Origin of the sequence: Streptomyces sp. NPDC096013, from assembly GCF_044763565.1 — a bacterium.
Taxonomy (GTDB): domain Bacteria; phylum Actinomycetota; class Actinomycetes; order Streptomycetales; family Streptomycetaceae; genus Streptomyces.
The window spans coordinates 1-17927 of record NZ_JBIWGK010000002.1 but is presented as its reverse complement, the minus strand read 5'-3'; the positions used below and the strand labels follow the sequence as shown (position 1 = coordinate 17927).

14 protein-coding genes are annotated in these 17927 nt (G+C 70.4%); 7 read left to right on the top strand and 7 right to left on the bottom strand.

Annotation, left to right across the window (positions count from 1 at the left end):
• The first annotated feature begins 76 nt into the window (after positions 1-76).
• Together ACIRB1_RS07560 and ACIRB1_RS07555 are read left to right on the top strand one after the other, a co-directional pair.
• The gene (locus ACIRB1_RS07560) at positions 77-1810 is read left to right on the top strand and encodes an ABC transporter ATP-binding protein (RefSeq protein ID WP_403464926.1); all 1734 of its coding nucleotides are present in this window, start codon (positions 77-79) and stop codon (positions 1808-1810) included.
• Positions 1810-3738, top strand: a complete 1929-nt coding sequence (locus tag ACIRB1_RS07555) for an ABC transporter ATP-binding protein (RefSeq protein WP_352185565.1) — start codon at positions 1810-1812, stop codon at positions 3736-3738. Before ACIRB1_RS07560 ends, ACIRB1_RS07555 begins: the two co-directional genes overlap by 1 nt.
• Before the next feature lie 159 nt (positions 3739-3897).
• Here ACIRB1_RS07555 and ACIRB1_RS07550 read toward each other — a convergent pair whose 3' ends face one another.
• The 5 genes from ACIRB1_RS07550 to ACIRB1_RS07530 all read right to left on the bottom strand — a co-directional run bounded on the left by ACIRB1_RS07550 (position 3898) and on the right by ACIRB1_RS07530 (position 10791).
• Complete coding sequence (locus ACIRB1_RS07550; protein ID WP_352185564.1) at positions 3898-5208, bottom strand: RNA polymerase sigma factor; 1311 nt, start codon at positions 5206-5208, stop codon at positions 3898-3900.
• 81 nt (positions 5209-5289) lie between these two features.
• Entirely contained in the window at positions 5290-7194 is a 1905-nt protein-coding gene (gene dnaG / locus ACIRB1_RS07545; RefSeq protein ID WP_403464925.1) for a DNA primase, read from the bottom strand.
• A 35-nt stretch (positions 7195-7229) separates the two neighbouring features.
• Complete coding sequence (locus ACIRB1_RS07540) at positions 7230-8507, bottom strand: NAD(P)/FAD-dependent oxidoreductase (protein WP_403464924.1); 1278 nt, start codon at positions 8505-8507, stop codon at positions 7230-7232.
• A gap of 93 nt (positions 8508-8600) precedes the next feature.
• On the bottom strand, positions 8601-9920 hold the full coding sequence (locus ACIRB1_RS07535; RefSeq protein ID WP_352185561.1) for a deoxyguanosinetriphosphate triphosphohydrolase: 1320 nt from the start codon (positions 9918-9920) through the stop codon (positions 8601-8603).
• 103 nt (positions 9921-10023) lie between these two features.
• Positions 10024-10791 carry a sirohydrochlorin chelatase gene (locus tag ACIRB1_RS07530; protein WP_403464923.1) on the bottom strand — a complete coding sequence of 256 codons (768 nt, stop codon included), beginning with the start codon at positions 10789-10791 and terminating at the stop codon, positions 10024-10026.
• A gap of 153 nt (positions 10792-10944) precedes the next feature.
• On the opposite strand from ACIRB1_RS07530, the gene ACIRB1_RS07525 reads away from it, so the two are divergent.
• Positions 10945-11631, top strand: a complete 687-nt coding sequence (locus ACIRB1_RS07525) for a vancomycin high temperature exclusion protein (protein WP_403464922.1) — start codon at positions 10945-10947, stop codon at positions 11629-11631.
• 7 nt (positions 11632-11638) lie between these two features.
• On the opposite strand, the gene ACIRB1_RS07520 is transcribed toward ACIRB1_RS07525, so the two are convergent.
• Positions 11639-12061, bottom strand: a complete 423-nt coding sequence (locus ACIRB1_RS07520) for a gamma-glutamylcyclotransferase family protein (RefSeq protein ID WP_403464921.1) — start codon at positions 12059-12061, stop codon at positions 11639-11641.
• 189 nt (positions 12062-12250) lie between these two features.
• Between ACIRB1_RS07520 and ACIRB1_RS07515 the strand changes: the two genes are divergently transcribed.
• Positions 12251-13894, top strand: a complete 1644-nt coding sequence (locus ACIRB1_RS07515) for a M4 family metallopeptidase (RefSeq protein WP_352185557.1) — start codon at positions 12251-12253, stop codon at positions 13892-13894.
• Positions 13895-14001: 107 nt separating this feature from the next.
• Positions 14002-14502: a GNAT family N-acetyltransferase gene (locus ACIRB1_RS07510; protein ID WP_403464920.1), complete on the top strand. Its 501-nt coding sequence runs from the start codon at positions 14002-14004 to the stop codon at positions 14500-14502.
• Positions 14503-14667: 165 nt separating this feature from the next.
• Here ACIRB1_RS07510 and ACIRB1_RS07505 read toward each other — a convergent pair whose 3' ends face one another.
• On the bottom strand, positions 14668-16176 hold the full coding sequence (locus ACIRB1_RS07505) for an MFS transporter (protein WP_352185555.1): 1509 nt from the start codon (positions 16174-16176) through the stop codon (positions 14668-14670).
• Positions 16177-16347: 171 nt separating this feature from the next.
• Between ACIRB1_RS07505 and ACIRB1_RS07500 the strand changes: the two genes are divergently transcribed.
• Both ACIRB1_RS07500 and ACIRB1_RS07495 read left to right on the top strand, forming a co-directional pair.
• Positions 16348-17082 (top strand): TetR/AcrR family transcriptional regulator C-terminal domain-containing protein, encoded by a 735-nt coding sequence (locus ACIRB1_RS07500; protein WP_352185554.1) that lies wholly within the window; start codon positions 16348-16350, stop codon positions 17080-17082.
• A 437-nt stretch (positions 17083-17519) separates the two neighbouring features.
• Positions 17520-17765 (top strand): hypothetical protein, encoded by a 246-nt coding sequence (locus tag ACIRB1_RS07495; protein ID WP_352182735.1) that lies wholly within the window; start codon positions 17520-17522, stop codon positions 17763-17765.
• Positions 17766-17927: the final 162 nt, after the last annotated feature.

Genomic DNA, 17927 nt, shown 5'->3' with positions numbered 1-17927 from the left:
CGCGGGTGGAGTGTCCGACGATAGGGGCGAGGGGCACACCGCCCGCCCTCCACCCGCCGACTCCGAGAGACCCAGCGTGCTCATACGACTTCTGCGGACCTATCTCAGGCCCTACAGGAAACCCATCCTTCTTCTGGTGCTGCTGCAGTTTCTGCAGACCTGCGCCACCCTCTACCTGCCCACTCTGAACGCGCACATCATCGACAACGGTGTGGTGAAGGGTGACACCGGCTACATCCTGTCCTTCGGCGCCCTGATGATCGGGATCTCGCTGGTCCAGGTCGTGTGCAACACCGGTGCCGTCTACTTCGGCGCGCGCACCGCGTCCGCCGTCGGCCGGGACATCCGGGGTGCCATCTTCGACCGGGTGCAGTCGTTCTCGGCCCGCGAGGTCGGCCAGTTCGGCGCGCCCTCGCTGATCACCCGGACGACCAACGACGTCCAGCAGGTCCAGATGCTGACCCTGATGACGTTCACGCTGCTGGTGTCGGCGCCGATCATGTGCGTCGGCGGGATCATCCTGGCGCTCGGTCTGGATGTGCCGCTGTCCGGGGTGCTGGTCGCCGTGGTGCCGACGCTGACCCTCTGCGTGACGCTGATCGTGCGCCGGCTGCGGCCGCTGTTCCGGTCCATGCAGGTGCGGCTCGACGCGGTCAACCGGGTGCTGCGCGAGCAGATCACCGGCAACCGCGTGATCCGTGCCTTCGTCCGGGACGAGTACGAGAAGGACCGGTTCCGGAAGGCCAACAGCGATCTCACCGAGATGCAGCTGAGGACCGGCAACCTGCTCGCGCTGATGTTCCCGGTGGTCATGACCACGGTGAACCTGTCGTCGATCGCCGTCGTGTGGTTCGGTGCGCACCGGATCAACAGCGGCGGAATGCAGATCGGCGACCTGACCGCGTTCCTCGCCTACCTCATGCAGATCGTGATGTCCGTGATGATGGCCACCTTCATGTTCATGATGGTGCCGCGCGCGGAGGTCTGTGCCGAGCGCATCGAAGAGGTCCTCGACACCGAGAGCAGTGTCGTGCCGCCGCTCGCGCCCGTCACCGAGCTGCGCCGGCACGGGCACCTGGAGATCCGCGGGGGCGGGTTCTGCTACCCGGGCGCCGAGGAACCCGTGCTGAAGTCCATCGACCTGGTGGCCCGCCCGGGCGAGACGACGGCCGTGATCGGCTCGACCGGCAGCGGGAAGTCCACCCTTCTGAGTCTGGTCCCGCGTCTGGTCGACGCGACCGACGGCGAGGTCCTCGTCGACGGTGTCGCCGTGTCGACGATCGACCCGGTGCTGCTCGCCAAGACGGTCGGCCTGGTCCCGCAGAAGCCGTACCTCTTCGCGGGCACGGTCGCGACCAACCTTCGCTACGGCAATCCCGACGCGACCGACGAGGAGTTGTGGCACGCGCTGGAGGTGGCGCAGGCCAAGGGCTTCGTCGAGGGGCTGGAGAACGGCCTCGACTCCCCCATCGCCCAGGGCGGCACCAACGTCTCCGGCGGTCAGCGGCAGCGGCTCGCGATCGCCCGGACGCTGGTGCAGCGGCCGGAGATCTACCTCTTCGACGACTCCTTCTCCGCCCTCGACTACGCGACCGACGCGGCGCTGCGGGCGGCGCTCTCGCAGGAGACCGCCGAGGCGACCGTGGTGATCGTGGCGCAGCGGGTGGCCACCATCAGGGACGCCGACCGGATCGTCGTACTCGACGAGGGCCGGGTCGTGGGGACGGGCCGCCATCACGAACTGATGGCGGACAACGAGACGTATCGGGAGATCGTGCTCTCCCAGCTGACGGAAGCGGAGGCTGCCTGATGGCCGGGCCCATGGGGCGGATGATGGCCGGGACGGGCCCCGACGCCCGTTCGATGGACTTCAAGGTGTCCGGCAAGCGGCTGATCGGCCAGTTCAGGCCGGAGCGGCTGACCATCGGCATCCTGCTGATGTGCGTGGTGGTGAGCGTCGGCCTGAACGTGGTCGGGCCGAAGATCCTCGGCAACGCCACCGACCTGGTGTTCGCGGGCATCATCGGGCGGCAGATGCCGGCCGGGACGACCAAGGCGCAGGCACTCCAGGCGATGCGCGACCGCGGCCAGGGTTCGGTCGCGGACATGCTCAAGAGCACGGACTTCACGCCGGGCAAGGGCATCGACTTCACCTCGGTGGGGCATGTGCTGCTGCTCGCGCTGGGCACGTTCCTGGTGGCCGGGCTGCTGATGGCGGTGGCGACCCGGATGGTCAACCGGGCGGTCAACCGGACCATGTTCCGGCTGCGCGAGAGCGTGCAGACGAAGATGTCGCGGCTGCCGCTGTCGTACTTCGACAAGCGGCAGCGCGGTGAGGTGCTGTCCCGCGCGACCAACGACATCGACAACATCGGGCAGACGCTCCAGCAGTCGATGGGCCAGCTGATCAACTCGCTGCTCACGATCATCGGCGTCCTCGCGATGATGTTCTGGGTGTCCTGGCTGCTCGCCCTGGTGGCGCTGGTGACCGTGCCGCTGTCGTTCCTCGTCGCCACCCGCATCGGCAAGCGCTCGCAGCCGCACTTCGTGCAGCAGTGGCGCTCGACCGGCAAGCTCAACGCGCACGTCGAGGAGATGTACACCGGGCACAACCTGGTGAAGGTCTTCGGCCGGCAGGACGAGTCGGCGCAGCTGTTCGCCGAGCAGAACGACGCGCTGTACGAGGCGGGCTTCAGGGCGCAGTTCAACAGCGGGGTCATGCAGCCGCTGATGATGTTCGTCTCGAACCTCAACTACGTGCTGGTGGCGGTGGTCGGCGGCCTGCGCGTCGCGTCCGGCGCACTCTCCATCGGAGACGTGCAGGCCTTCGTCCAGTACTCGCGCCAGTTCTCCATGCCGCTGACCCAGGTCGCGTCGATGGCGAACCTGGTCCAGTCCGGAGTCGCCTCGGCCGAGCGGATCTTCGAACTCCTCGACGCCGAGGAGCAGGCCCCCGACCCGATGCCGAGCGAACGCCCCGCCGAACTCCGCGGCCTGGTCGCCCTGGAGCACGTCTCCTTCCGCTACGACCCCGACAAGCCGCTCATCGAGGACCTCTCGCTGACGGTGGAACCGGGCCACACGGTCGCGATCGTCGGCCCCACCGGCGCGGGCAAGACGACCCTGGTCAACCTCCTCATGCGGTTCTACGAGGTCTCCGGCGGGCGCATCACCCTCGACGGCGTGGACATCGCGCGGATGTCCCGGGACGAACTCCGGGCCGGGATCGGCATGGTGCTCCAGGACACCTGGCTGTTCGGCGGCTCCATCGCCGACAACATCGCGTACGGGGCCTCCCGCGAGGTCACCCGGGGCGAGATCGAGGAGGCGGCGCGGGCGGCGCACGCCGACCGGTTCGTCCGTACGCTGCCCGAGGGCTACGACACGGTCATCGACGACGAGGGCACGGGCGTCAGCGCCGGTGAGAAGCAGCTCATCACCATCGCGCGGGCGTTCCTGTCCGACCCGACGATCCTGGTCCTGGACGAGGCGACGTCCTCCGTGGACACCCGCACGGAGGTGTTGATCCAGAAGGCGATGGCCAAACTCGCCCATGGCCGCACGTCGTTCGTGATCGCGCACCGGCTCTCCACGATCCGGGACGCGGACACGATCCTCGTCATGGAGAACGGCTCCATCGTCGAACAGGGCGCGCACACCGACCTGTTGGCGGCGGACGGGGCGTACGCGCGGCTGTACAAGGCGCAGTTCGCCCAGGCGGTGGCGGAAGTGGACTAGCCGTTCTGCGGTGAGTGCCACGAGGGGCCGTCGTGTGTGTGCCGGCCCGTCGTGGCTGGTCGCGCAGTTCCCCGCGCCCCTAAAAAGCGACCTCAGCCGAGGTGCCTTCAGGGGCGCGGGGAACTGCGCGACCGGCCCCCACCGGGCCCGCGCCCGGCATCAGTCCAGATAGCCCCTCAGCTGATCCGCGAAAGCGTGGTCCCGCAGCTTGTTCAGCGTCTTGGACTCGATCTGCCGTATCCGCTCCCGGGTCACGCCGAAGATCCGCCCGATCTCCTCCAGCGTGCGCGGACGCCCGTCCGCCAGCCCGTACCGCAGCTGTACGACCTTCCGCTCCCGCTCCCCCAGCGTCGACAGCACGACGTCGAGGTGCTGCCGCAGCAGCAGGAACGCCGCCGACTCGACGGGGCTGGTGGCGTCGCCGTCCTCGATCAGGTCCCCGAGGGCGACGTCGTCCTCCTCCCCCACCGGCGCGTGCAGCGAAACCGGCTCCTGGGCGAGCCGGAGCACCTCGCTGACGCGCTCGGGCGCGAGGTCGAGGTGGTCGGCCACCTCCTCCGGCGTCGGCTCGTAGCCGCGCTCCTGGAGCATCCGGCGCTGGACGCGGACGACCCGGTTGATCAGCTCGACGACATGCACCGGGACGCGGATCGTGCGGGCCTGGTCGGCGAGGGCGCGGGACATGGCCTGGCGGATCCACCAGGTCGCGTACGTCGAGAACTTGTACCCGCGGGCGTAGTCGAACTTCTCGACCGCCCTGATCAGCCCGAGGTTTCCCTCCTGGACGAGGTCGAGCATGGTCAGCCCGCGCCCGACGTACCGCTTGGCGACGGAGACGACCAGCCGCAGGTTCGCCTCGATCAGACGGCGCTTGGCCATCCGGCCCATGACGACCAGCCTGTCGAGGTCGACGGCGAGCTGGCTGTCCAGGTCGAAGGCGCTGCCGAGCTTCTCCTCGGCGAACAGACCGGCTTCGACACGGCGGGCGAGGTCGACCTCCTCGGCCGCGGTGAGCAGCGGGATGCGGCCGATCTCGCGGAGGTACTGGCGGAACAGGTCCGAGGAGGGTGCGCCGTTGTCGGCGGCGACCCGGCCGCGGGGCCGTACGTCGGGCTCGGTGGCCTCGGCGGTCTCCACCGCTTCGGCCGTCGGTTCTTCGAGCTCGGGCGGGCTCTCCGGGTCCGCGGTCTCGGGGTGGTGCGCGGCGCGGCTCTGCGGAGGGACGGTCGCGAGGACATCGGTCTCCGCTTCCGGTTCCGCGCCGTCCGTCGTGCTGGTCTCGGTCTGGTCGAGGGTCTGGGTCTGCACGGGGGCGACCTCCAGGATGATCGCTGCCGGCGGGTACGGCAGCGGTACTTCAGGGGCGGAGTCGGCGGCCTCGCCGCTGTCCGTCCCGTACTCGATGAGCGGAACCGCGGGGGTGAAGGACCCGCTGGGAACGGATCGGCCGCGCTCCGAGGACTCAGGCACCGGAACCCAGTGTGGAGTACGACACATCGCTGCCACGAGGGGCGTGCGGTGACTTTTTGAGTCCGTCCCGTGACTACGTGCTCAGAGCGCTGTGGCGCCGTGCACCTGGAGTGCCTGGTCGTACTGCTGGAGCACCCACAACTCGTTCTGTACGGCGGCCAGTTCGGCGGAGTCGCCGAGGCTGCCCAGGCGGGTCAGCGTGCCCTGGATGTCGCGGATCCGGCGGACCACGGCTCTGCGGCGGACGGTGACGAGCTGTTCGCCCGCGTAGTTCTCGTCGACCGTGCGGCGCAGGATCGCCTCGACGGCCAGCTCGGTGACCATCGCGCGGACGGCGTCGTCCGGGGCGGCCTCGCGGACCCGGACCAGATAGTCCTGGGCGTCCTGAAGGCCGTACTCGGCGCCGCCCGCCTCCATGATCGCCTCGCGTACGGCGGCATAGGGCGGAGCGGTGAACTCGTCGACGCCGTACGCGTCGAAGGCCGGGGAGACCAGGTCGGGGCGCTGGAGGGCGAGTTTGAGCAGTTCGCGCTCGGTGGCGAAGACCGGGTTGCGGAGGGTGAGGGCGGGGCCGCCGGTGGCGGTGCGCGGGGCGGTGTCGTACTGCTGCCGGTCGGCGCCCCTGGCCGGTGCGGGGCCCTTGCCGCCGCGGTCGCGGGCCCAACGGGCCAGCTGGGCGACCCTCTTGACCACGAACTGGGTGTCCAGGATGCCGAGCATGCCGGCGAGCTGGACGGCCACCTCGTGCTGCGCGCCGCTGTTCTTGATGCGGGCGACGATCGGGGCGGCCTCGTCCAGGGCGGCGGCGCGGCCCGCGGGGGTGTCGAGGTCGTAGCGGACGACGATCTGGCGGAGCGCGAACTCGAAGAGCGGGGTGCGGGGTTCGACGAGGTCGGCGACCGCCGCGTCGCCCTTGGCGAGGCGCAGCTCGCAGGGGTCCATGTTGTCCGGGGCAATCGCGATGTACGTCTCGGCGGCGAACTTCTGGTCGTCCTCGAAGGCGCGCAGGGCCGCCTTCTGGCCGGCCGCGTCGCCGTCGAAGGTGAAGATCACGCGCGCCGAGCCGTTGTCCATCAGGAGCCTGCGGAGGATCTTGATGTGGTCGCCGCCGAAGGCCGTGCCGCAGGTAGCGATGGCGGTGGTGACTCCGGCGAGGTGGCAGGCCATGACGTCCGTGTAGCCCTCGACGACGACCGCGCGGGAGGACTTCGCGATGTCCTTCTTGGCGAGGTCGATGCCGTAGAGGACCTGCGACTTCTTGTAGATCGCGGTGTCGGGCGTGTTGAGGTACTTCGGGCCGTTGTCCGACTCGTAGAGCTTTCTCGCGCCGAAGCCGACGACCTCGCCGCCGATGTCGCGGATCGGCCACATCAGACGGCCGCGGAAGCGGTCGATGGGGCCGCGGCGGCCCTCCTGGGCGAGGCCGGAGAGCAGGATCTCCTTGTCGCTGAAGCCCTTGCCGCGGAGGTACTTGGTGAGGTGGTCCCAGCCCTGCGGGCTGTAGCCGACGGAGAAGTGCTCGGCGGCGGACTGGTCGAAGCCGCGCTCGGCGAGGAACTTGCGGCCGGCGTCCGCCTCGGGGCTGACGGCGAGCTGCTCCACATAGAAGTCGGCGGCGACCTTGTGGGCCTCGACCAGGCGGATGCGCTCGCCGCGCTGGTGGGAGGGGTTGTACCCGCCCTCCTCGTACCGCAGGGTGATGCCGGCCTGGGCGGCCAGGCGCTCGACCGACTCGGAGAACGTGAGGTGGTCGACCTTCATCACGAACGTGATGGTGTCGCCGCCCTCCTGGCAGCCGAAGCAGTGGAAGAGACCCTTGCTCGGACTGACCTGGAAGGACGGCGACTTCTCGTCGTGGAACGGGCAGAGACCCTTGAGGTTGCCGCCGCCCGCGTTCCGCAGCTGGAGGTACTCGGACACCACGGCGTCGATCGGGACCGCGTCCCGAACCGCCTTCACGTCCTCGTCGTTGATCCGTCCTGCCACGCGTGAATTCTACGGGGCCGGACTGACAGCAGTGACTACGAGGAGCTCTTGGCGCCCAGGCTGTCCAGCGGAACGTGTGGGTCCGCGAGGGCCTCGGTGTCCACCCGCGCCCGGGAGCGGATGAGCTGCTGGATGGGCTCTGTGACGTCCCACACATTCACATTCATCCCGGCCAGCACCCGGCCCTCCTTCATCCAGAAGGCGATGAACTCGCGCTTGCCCGCGTCTCCCCGGATCACCACTTCGTCGTAGGAGCCCGGGGGCGCCCAGCCGGAGTACTCCATACCCAGGTCGTACTGGTCGGAGAAGAAATAGGGCACGCGGTCGTAGGTGACGTCCTTGCCGAGCATCGCGCGGGCCGCCGCCGGGCCGCCGTTGAGCGCGTTCGCCCAGTGCTCCACCCGGAGGCGGGTGTCGAACAGGGCGTGGTGGAAGGCGGCCACGTCACCGGCCGCGTAGATGTCGGGGTCGGAGGTGCGCAGCCGTTCGTCGACCGCGATGCCGCCGCCGTGCGCGCGGTCGGCCAGGTCGAGGCCCGCCGCCTCGGCGAGCGCGGTGCGCGGGGCCGCGCCGATGGCCGCGAGGACGTCGTGCGCCGGGTGCTCCTCGCCGTCGTCGGTGCGGGCGGCCAGCACCATGCCGTCCTGGCCGACGATCTCGGTGAGCCGGGCGCCGAAGTGGAACCGCACTCCGTGCTCGGCGTGCAGGTCGGCGAAGATCTGGCCCAGTTCGGGGCCGAGGACGCCGTGCAGCGGTGTCTGGGACGGTTCCACGACGGTGACCTCGGCGCCGTACTCCCGGGCCGCCGCGGCGACCTCCAGGCCGATCCAGCCGCCGCCGGCGATCACCAGGTGGCCGTTGTCCCGGCCGAGGGAGGCCAGCACGTTCTTGAGGCGCTCGGCGTGCGAGAGGCGGCGCAGGTGGTGGACGCCGGCGAGGTCCGTGCCCGGGATGTCGAGGCGGCGGGGCTCCGAGCCGGTGGCGATGAGCAGCTTGTCATAGTGGACAAGGGTGCCGTCGTCCCCGAAGCGGACCGTCCTCGCCGCACGGTCGACGGCGTCGACGGTCTGGCCGAGGTGCAGTTCGATGTCGTTCTGCGCGTACCAGGCGGGTTCGTGCACGAAGACGCTGTCGCGCTCCTCCTTGCCGAGGAGGTAGCCCTTGGACAGCGGCGGACGCTCGTACGGGTGGTCGCGTTCGTCGCAGATCAGTATCACGCGGCCGGTGAAGCCCTCCGCTCGGAGCGTCTCGGCCGCCTTGGCGCCGGCCAGGCCTCCTCCGATGATGACGAACGTCTGATCCGCGTCGACCACTTGATGCCTCCTCGTAATGATGCCGCCATATGCGAGCGTCCCGCACGCAGCGTGATGCGGGAAGGGGGTGTGGCCCGATCAGGCCACGGAGGGTCACATTCGGGCTTGTTTCGCGTCACTGTGCCCCAGTGATGTGAGATGCGCGTGAAGAGACCGCGCCGACGCGTCCGTCAGCGAGGCGATCTGATCCACGATCACCCGCTTGCGGGCGCGGTCGTCGGGCGCCTCGTCGAACTGCGCGCGGAACTGCGGCTCCAGCCCGTCGGGCGCGCGCGTGGTGAGCGCCTCGGCGAGTTCGGCGACCACGATCCGCTCGTCGGCGCGGATCCGCGCCTGCTCCGCACGCTGCATCACATACCGGTCGGCGACCGCCTTGAGGACCGCGCATTCCAGCCGCGCCTCCCGCGGTACGACGAGTTCGGCGTCGTAGCGGGTGAGGCGGCCGGTGCCGTACGCCGCGCGCGTGGCGGTCTCGGCGGCCAGGCAGAAGCGGCCGATGAGCTGGCTGGTGGCGTCCTTGAGGCGGGCCTGCGCCACGGCCGAGCCGTCGTAGCCGTGCGGCCACCACGGCTCGTCCTGGAGGCGGTCCAGGGCTTCGGCGAGTTCGGCGGGGTCGGTGTCCGCCGGGACGTAGCGGCCGATGGCCACCTGGAAGACCTCCTGGCGCTCCGGCTCGGCGTGGAGGTAGTTCGGGTCGATGTGGCCGGCGTGCAGGCCGTCCTCCACGTCGTGCACCGAGTACGCCACGTCGTCCGACCAGTCCATCACCTGGGCCTCGAAGCAGGTGCGGGTGCCGGGGGCGCCCTTGCGGACCCAGTCGAAGACGGGCCTGTCGTCCTCGTAGACACCGAACTTGGGGGACGCGGGGTCGGTGGGGCGGGCTCCGCGCGGCCAGGGGTACTTGGTGGCCGCGTCCAGGGTGGCCCGGGTGAGGTTGAGGCCGACGCTCACCATCTCGTCCGTCGTGTCACTTCTCACGAAGCGCTTCGGTTCGATGCGGGTGAGGAGTCTCAGGGACTGCGCGTTTCCCTCGAAGCCGCCGCAGTCGTCGGCGAATTCGTTGAGGGCCTGTTCGCCGTTGTGGCCGAAGGGGGGATGACCGAGGTCGTGGGAGAGGCAGGCGGCCTCCACGAGGTCCGGGTCGCAGCCGAGGGCGGCGCCCAGCTCGCGGCCCACCTGGGCGCACTCCAGGGAGTGGGTCAGACGGGTGCGGGGGCTGGCGTCCCAGGCCTGGCTGCGAGTGCCTGGGGTGACGACCTGGGTCTTGCCCGCGAGGCGGCGCAGGGCGGCGGAGTGCAGTACGCGGGCGCGGTCGCGTTGGAAGGCGGTGCGGCCGGGGCGTTTGTCGGGCTCGGCCGCCCAGCGGTCGACTGACGTCGGGTCGTAAGCGGGGGGTGGTGCTGTGCCGTCCATGCTTCGACAGTAAGCGGCGGCAGTGACAATTCGGGAGTTGAGGGGCGCGTAAGCGGTTGCCCGGTGCGGATTGGCGGCGGGCGCGGGTGTGTTGGGGCTCGTTTCAGGTCGAGGCCAGTTCCGGTCGCATGGGCGCCGTTGCCGCGAGGGTCTGGTCGTAGCGGTGGAGGATCAGCCTCGCCATCGCGGGGTGGGCTCCCAGCGGAGCGGAAGCGATCCACGGGGCGGCGTTCGCGCACTGGGTCGCGAAGCGGCCCGGGGCCGTGAAGCAGGAGGCCACCGCCACCCTGTGGTGGCCGCGGGTGGTGAGGGTGTGGATTGCCTCGGGGACGGTGGGGGTCGCCGCCGAGGCGTAGGCCGGGAGCACCGGGACGCCCAGGCGGGCGGACAGGAGGTGGGCCGTGCGGGCGGTGTCCAGCGTCGACTCCGGGTCCCGGGAGCCCGCCGCGGCCAGGACCACGGCGCTCGCCTTGCGGGGCCTTGGGGGCCAGCCCGCCTCCACCAGGCGGTCGTGGAGGGTCTCCACCAGGAGGGGGTGGGGGCCCAGAGGGGGTGCCACGCGCGCGTGTGCCTGTGCCTGGGCGGCCAGTTCGGGGATGTCCTGCTTCACGTGGTAGCCGCGGGACAGGAGGAGGGGAACCAGGACCGCCTCCCGGGTGGGGAGTCGGTCGAGGGTGTCCGGGAGGCGGGGTTCGTTCAGTTCGATGTGCCCCAGGTGGACGGGGAGCCCGGGGCGCAGGGCGCGGACGCGGGCCTGGAGGGCTCGTACGGTGTGCAGGGCTCTCGGGTCGCGGCTGCCGTGGGCCACCAGGACGAGGGTGGGCGTGCTGCCAGGGGTGCGGTCCTCGCGGGGTGGGTTCGACGGCGTCATGAAGTGATGGTGGCGGGGGGAGGTTGCCATCCCGTTGCACTGGGGACACGGGTCTTTTCCGGGGGTTCACGGTGGGGTGCCGGGCGGTGTGAGAACCGCGGCGGGTCACGGCGCGTCTGTGACTGTCGAACCCGAACGGGAGGGGCCCTTCTCATGCGTCGCCTGGAACTCCGCAGACCACGGCTGCCGCGCACGCGTGCCGGATGGCGGCAGCTCGTGCAGGTGGTGGCCGCCGGGTGTGTCCTCGCGCTGCTTCCGGCCACCTGGCTGTGGGTGGCGACGGCCGACCGGCTGCGGACCGTCCAGGACGCGCCGCGCACGGACGTCGCCGTGGTCTTCGGGGCCGGGCTGTGGGACGGCGAGCCGTCGCCGTATCTCGCGCACCGGCTGGACGCGGCGGCGACGCTGTACCGGGAGGGCCGGGTGAAGGTCGTCCTGGTGACCGGCGACAACAGCCGCAAGGACTACGACGAACCGGACGCGATGCGCGTCTACTTGGCGCGACACGGGGTGCCCCGCGCGCGCGTGGTGACCGATTACGCCGGTTTCGACACCTGGGACTCCTGCGTCCGCGCGAAGAAGATCTTCGGCGTCGACAGTGCGGTCCTCATCAGCCAGAACTTCCACATCCGGCGCGCGGTCGCCCTGTGCGACGCGGCGGGCGTCACCTCGTACGGCGTCGGGGTCGACGAGTCGCACAACGTGACCTGGTACTACGGCGGCACCCGCGAGGTCCTGGCGGCCGGCAAGGCGGCGCTGGACGTGGTGTTCCACCCCGATCCGACGTTCCTCGGGCACAAGGAGACCGGCGTCACACGGGCGCTGGCGTCCGCCCGCTGAGGTCCCGTCAGCGGCGGTCGGTCCAGTCGCCGCCCTCGATCAGCCTGCCGTGGGCGCGGAGCCGGGCGGTGACGGCGGGGGCGGCGAGGTACACCCAGGCGCGGACGGCCGTGCCGTCGCTGTCGCGGGCGACCTCGCGCTCGACGCGTTCGTAGAGGTTGCGCGCGTCGCCGGGGATGTACTCCTCAAGCCGGTCCAGTTCCCTGAGGAGTTGGGGGTAGGCCTCGCGGTGCGCGGTGACGAGTTCGCCGACGGTCACCGCGCCGGGGGCGGCCACGGCGTACGGGTAGCCGGGGCCGTCGTAGAGGGCGGCGCCGTGGAGGCGTGCCCGCTCTTCGGAGTGCGTACGGCCGCGCAGGAACAGGTCGTGGTTGGGCTCGCCGGGGCGGAGGGTGCCGTAGACGAAGAAGGGGAGGGGTGGCGGCGTCATCTCTCTCCTTGACCCGGGTGCCGGGGCCGGGGGTGAGTGGTGCGGGGGGGTGAGTGGGAACGGGGTGCGGGTGCTCAGGAGTCTTTGCACGCGCTATGGACACGACATGTCATGCCCCCTTAAATCTAAGTCAACATCAACTCCCTCTCCCCTCCCCCACTTTCGTTCCCGAGGAGACCGATGAGAACGATGAGTCAAGCACGGCGTGTCCGGGGTTCCCGGCTCGCCACGGCCGGTGTCGCCGTCGGTGCCGCGACCCTGCTGGCCGCCACCCTCGCCCCCACCGCCCACGCGGCCGACCGGCCGACCCGGGCCGACGCGATCGCGCACGCCGCCTCCGCGCTGGTGGCGCACGCCGCGAGCCTGGGGCTCACGGCCTCGGAGGACACGTCGGTCCGTGACGTGATCGTCGACGCGGACGGCACGCAGCACGTCCGCTACGACCGCACCTACCGCCAACTCCCGGTCCTCGGCGGCGACTTCGTGGTCCACCTGGCGCCCAACGGCGCCTACCGGAGCGCCGACCGCGCGACCCGGAACTCCATATCCCTGTCGTCCGTGACGCCGAAGGTGGCCGCCCCGAAGGCGGCGGACCTGGCGGTGAACGCGTTGCGGGCGGCGAATCTCGGCGAGGCGCTGAAGAGCGTAACGGCCAAGCCGGAGTTGATAGTCGACGCCCTGCACGGCACCCCGAAGCTCGCCTGGCGGACGAACGCGGTCGCCAAGGACTCGCTCGGCAACCCGGTCGCCCGCACGGTGCTGACCGATGCCAGGACCGGCGCGCAGATCGACGCCTGGGACAGTGTGGAGACGGCGGCCGGTGACGGGAAGTCGTTGTACAGCGGGACGGTGCCGCTGGAGACGACGCTGTCGGGGTCGACGTATCAGCTCAAGGACGCCACGCGCGGCGGCACCTACACCGGTGACGCGGCGAACAAGACCGACCTGTGCATCCTCGGCATCTGCATCAGCCGCGCCCCGGCCACGCTCTTCACGGACGCCGACAACCACTGGGGAACCGGGGCGAGTTCGGACCGTTCCACGGCCGCGGTCGACGCGCAGTACGGCACCGACGAGACCTGGGACTACTACAAGAACGTGCACGGCCGCAACGGCATCGCGGGCGACGGCAAGGGGTCGTACAACCGCGTGCACTACGGCAACAGCTACAACAACGCCTTCTGGGACGACAGTTGCTTCTGCATGACGTACGGCGACGGTGACGGGACGCAGCTCGGTCCGCTGGTGGCGCTGGATGTCGCCGGGCACGAGATGTCGCACGGCGTGACCTCCAAAACGGCGGCGCTGACGTACTCGGGCGAGTCCGGCGGGCTCAACGAGGCGACCTCGGACATCATGGGCACGCTGGTGGAGTGGTACGCCAACAACTCCTCCGACCCGGGCGATTACCTCATCGGCGAGAAGATCGTGCGGGCGGGCTTCGGCAAGGCGGCGCTGCGGTTCATGGACCAGCCCTCCAAGGACGGCAATTCCGCGGACTGCTGGAGCTCGTCGGTCGGGAACCTGGACGTCCACTACTCGTCGGGCGTCGCGAACCACTTCGCGTACCTCCTCGCGGAGGGCAGCGGAGCGAAGACCATCAACGGCGTGAGCTACAACTCGCCCACGTGCAACAGCTCTTCGGTGAGCGGCATCGGGCGGAACAAGCTGGGGGCCATCTGGTACCGGGCATTGACGGTCTACATGACGTCCTCAACGAACTACGCCGGAGCCCGGACGGCGACCCTCAACGCGGCCAAGGACCTCTACGGGGTGGGGAGTCCGGAGTACGCCGCGGTGGGCGCGGCATGGAGTGCGGTGAGCGTGGGGTGAGTTGAGGCTCGGAGGCGGCGGAATCATGCCGTGGCGTCGTCCGGGGCGTCACGGCACCGTCCTCGATGTCGGACCCATCGCCTCCTCACCCCTGGATACTTGACGTCATGGCTGATCAGCGCGAGGTTTCCATCGTCCGTCGACCGGGCCCGGCCCTCTCCGCCGAGGACGGGGTGGGGCCGTTGCTGGCGGCGTACCACCTGCGGACGGAGGCCGAGAAGGGGGTGCCCGTCGCCGAGGTGGACGGGCTGCCGGACCGGTACCGGGCGGAGATCTCGGACCCCCGGACCGCGTTCGTCGACGACGTCGTGCTCGTGGCCGTGAGCGGGGGCACCGCGGTGGGCTGTCTGGTGGTGACCGCCCCCGTCGACGGGCGGTCGGAGATCAAGCGGCTCTGGACGGAACCGGCGTTCCGGGGCCGGGGTGTCGCCTCGGATCTCCTCGGTGCGGCGCTCGCCCATGCGGCGGAGAGCGGTGCGGGCGCCGTGCGGTTGTCGGTGTGGAAGTGGCGGACCGGGGCGATCGCACTGTACGAACGGCTCGGCTTCACGGTCACCGCGTCATGGGACGACCGGGATCAACTGGTCTGCATGGAAAGGGCCTTGTGAGCCACGACGTGGCCGCACCGGTCACCGGTGATCGGGATCTCTTCGGGCATCGTCGAACTCCTTCTCGCTTACGGCCACTTGGGACGACCCCCCGCCGGACGCGGCGAGGCCGTCGCCCGCTGTGGGCGACGGCCTCGCGCTCCGTGTGAGGTGAGCCCGCCCGGGTCAGGCGGCCAACTCGCTTGCCGCCGGCTTCTCCTGGGCCTCGGTCATCGGCTTTCCCTTCCCGTCCCGCATCACCACAGCCGCCAGTACCGCCGCCGCCACGACCCCGACCGCGCTGACCATGAAGGTCGTTGACATGGCGTTGGTGAACGCCTCGCGAGCCGTCCGGATCAGCCCCGGGTCCCCGTGCGCCGCGGCCAGCGCCCCGCCGATCGAGTGGCGGGCCGTGTCGGACGTACCGGAGGGCATCTCGTCGGCGAAGCCGCTCGACAGGAGGGAGCCGAGGATCGCGATGCCCAGGGCCGTACCCGCCTGCTGGATCGTGTCGTTGAGCGCGGAGCCGACGCCCGCCTTGTCCTCCGGGATCGTGCCCATGAGCGCGCCCACCGCCGCCGGCATCGCGAGACCCGCGCCCAGGCCGAGGAGGCCGAGGGCGACCGCGGGGACGGTGAAGCCGGTGTCCGCGGTGACCGTCGTCAGCAGGACGAAGGAGGACGCCATCACCAGCATGCCCGCCAGGATGAGGTAGCGGTGGCCGTACTTCACCGTGAACTTGGCGCCCGCCGCGTTACCGGCCAGCGCGGTGACCGCCATCGGGACGAAGGCCAGGCCCGCCTTCACCGGTGAGTAGCCGAGGACGAACTGCAGGTACTGGGTGAGGACGAGCAGCAGCCCGCCGTTGCCGATCTGGACCAGGGTCAGGGAGAGCGAACCGCCGCTGAAATCACGGTGCTTGAAGAGGACCAGCGGGACCATCGGGGTCGGCGTGACGTTCTCCCAGATCACGAATCCGGCCAGGCCCACCACCGCCACCGCGAGGGTGACCAGGCCCCGGCCGCCGAACGCGCCGTGCTGCGGGATCTCGATGATCCACCAGATCAACGCCGTCATACCGACCGCCGACAGCACCGCACCCAGCGGGTCCGGCTTCTGCCAGGGCCCCTTGGACTCCGGCATCAGCGTCACACCGGCCACCAACGCGAGCGCCACGACCGGCACGTTGAGGAAGAAGATGGAGTGCCACGAGAAGTGGTCGATCAGGACGCCGCCGAGCACCGGGCTGCCGACCAGCGCGAGCATCGACACCGAACCCCAAGCCGCCATCGCCTTGCCGCGTTCCTCCGCGTCGAAGACGGTGATGAGGATCGAGAGCGTCGAGGGCATGATCAGCGACCCGCCCACCCCCATCGCCACCCGTACGGCGATCACCTCGCCGGGGTTCGTGCAGAACGTGGCCGCCAGTGACGCCGCCCCGAACAGCACCAGCCCGATCAGCATCACCTTCCGCCGGCCGAAGCGGTCACCGAGGCTGCCGGAGGTCAGCAGCAGGCCGGCGAAGACCAGGATGTAGGAGTCGAGGATCCACTGCGTGTCCTGGGCGCTCGCACCGAGGCTCTCGGTCATCGACGGCACCGCCACGGTCAGCGCCATGCTGTCGACCACCAGCACCAGCGAGCTGAGGCACAGCACGACGAGAATCCACCAGCGTCGCGGGTTTCGGGTTTCCATGGGGCTTCCCTTCAGATCACGCACATCGACCGGTCGTGCGTACACCGTTCCTTCGATGCGAACACTGTACGCACAGCGGAACAGTGTGCGCAATGCCTGCACTCTGTACGCTGGACGCGAACGACGTACGCACGACCCGCAACGCCCGCACAGCCCGCACGAAGGAGCCCCATGGCCGCCAGGACGAAGCCCATCCCCTCCGTGTGGGCCCGCGAGCAGCGCGCACCCGACCAGCCCGCGCTGAGCCGCGCCGCGATCGTCCGCGAGGCGATCGCGATGCTGGACGCGGACGGCATCGAGGCGCTGAGCATGCGCAAGCTCGGCGCCCGCCTCAACGCCGGCGCGACCTCCCTCTACCGGCATGTCGCGACCAAGGACGAGCTGATGGAGCTGGCCGTCGACGAGGTCGCCGCCGAGATCCACGTCCCGGCCGCGGACGCCGCCGACTGGCGCGCCGCCGTCACCGAGGCCGCGGCCTCCTTCCGTACGACCGCGCTACGGCACCGCTGGCTGTCCTCGGTGCTCGGGCAGGCCGGACTCGCCTACCTCGGCCCGAACCTCATGGCCTTCAGCGAGCGGCTCGCCGCGCTGTTCACGGCCGTCGGCTTCGCCGAGCCGAGCGGCGCGATCGACGCCGTGCTGTCGTACACCATCGGGATGAGCACGACCGAGGCCGCCTGGCTGACCACGGTCGCGCGGTCCGGGGAGAGCGAGGCGGAGTTCATCGCCCGCCTGATGCCGGCCGCGCAGCAGGCGGCGGCCGGTCACGCCCATCTCGCCAGTTCCTACGCCGAGTCGGCCGCCACGCCCACCGATCCGGTGGCCCTGCGCGACGCCAAGTTCGCCTACGGCCTCGATGTCGTCCTGGACGGGCTGTCGCTGCGGCTGACCCCTCGGAACCCCTAGGTCGTGTCCGCAAAGTCCCGTCGTCCGCCCGGAGGGCGGGCCTCGCGGCGTCCGGTGCGTGCGCTCGGTGTGCCGCCCGGAAGCCCCCGTACTGGACGTACTTGGGCTTCCGGGCGGTGCGGCGAGCGTGCGTGCCGGGCGTCGCGAGGCAGGCGGGACTTTGCGGACACGGCCTAGCTCCGCCCGTTCGGTCGGACGGCCGACGGACAGGTCGGCGGCGATGTCGTGACGGACGTACCGGATGCCCCTGGGGTGCGTGCGGATACCCCTGTACAGCGGTGCTTATGGCTCCTGGCAGGTTCACGTTCGGGTGAATCGGGGGGTGATTCACGTGGCGGCGGCGCGCCGGTACGGCGTTCTCAGTGATCGTTTGCGGTGTCGAACCGACCGGCGTGCTTGTTTTCCGGTGCGTCGTCCAGAGATCATTGGGAGTAGTCATGCGTATGCGTTCCGCCCTGACCGCGTCCGTCCTCACCGTCGGCATCCTGCTCGGCGGTGCCGGTGCCGCCCTCGCCCACGACGACGACGGGGTCGTCGCGGGCACCGGCTCGAAGGGCTACGGGCACACCGACAACACCATGTTCGCCGGTGTCATCGAGCACGTCGGCCCCGTCTACGCCTCGACCAGCAAGACGGACCACAAGTGGGACCGCGGCACGTTCCAGGGCATCTTCGGCGACTGACACGTCCGCCCGGCTCCGGCCGGGCAGCGCACCGAGCCATCAGTGACGGTGTGAAGGGGGCGGCCGCCCAGCGGCGGCCGCCCCCCCTTTTTTGTTTTGGCGAGATCAAACGCCCCCCCAGGCGCGCGGCCCCCCACCCCCCGCCCCCCCCCCCCCCAGGGT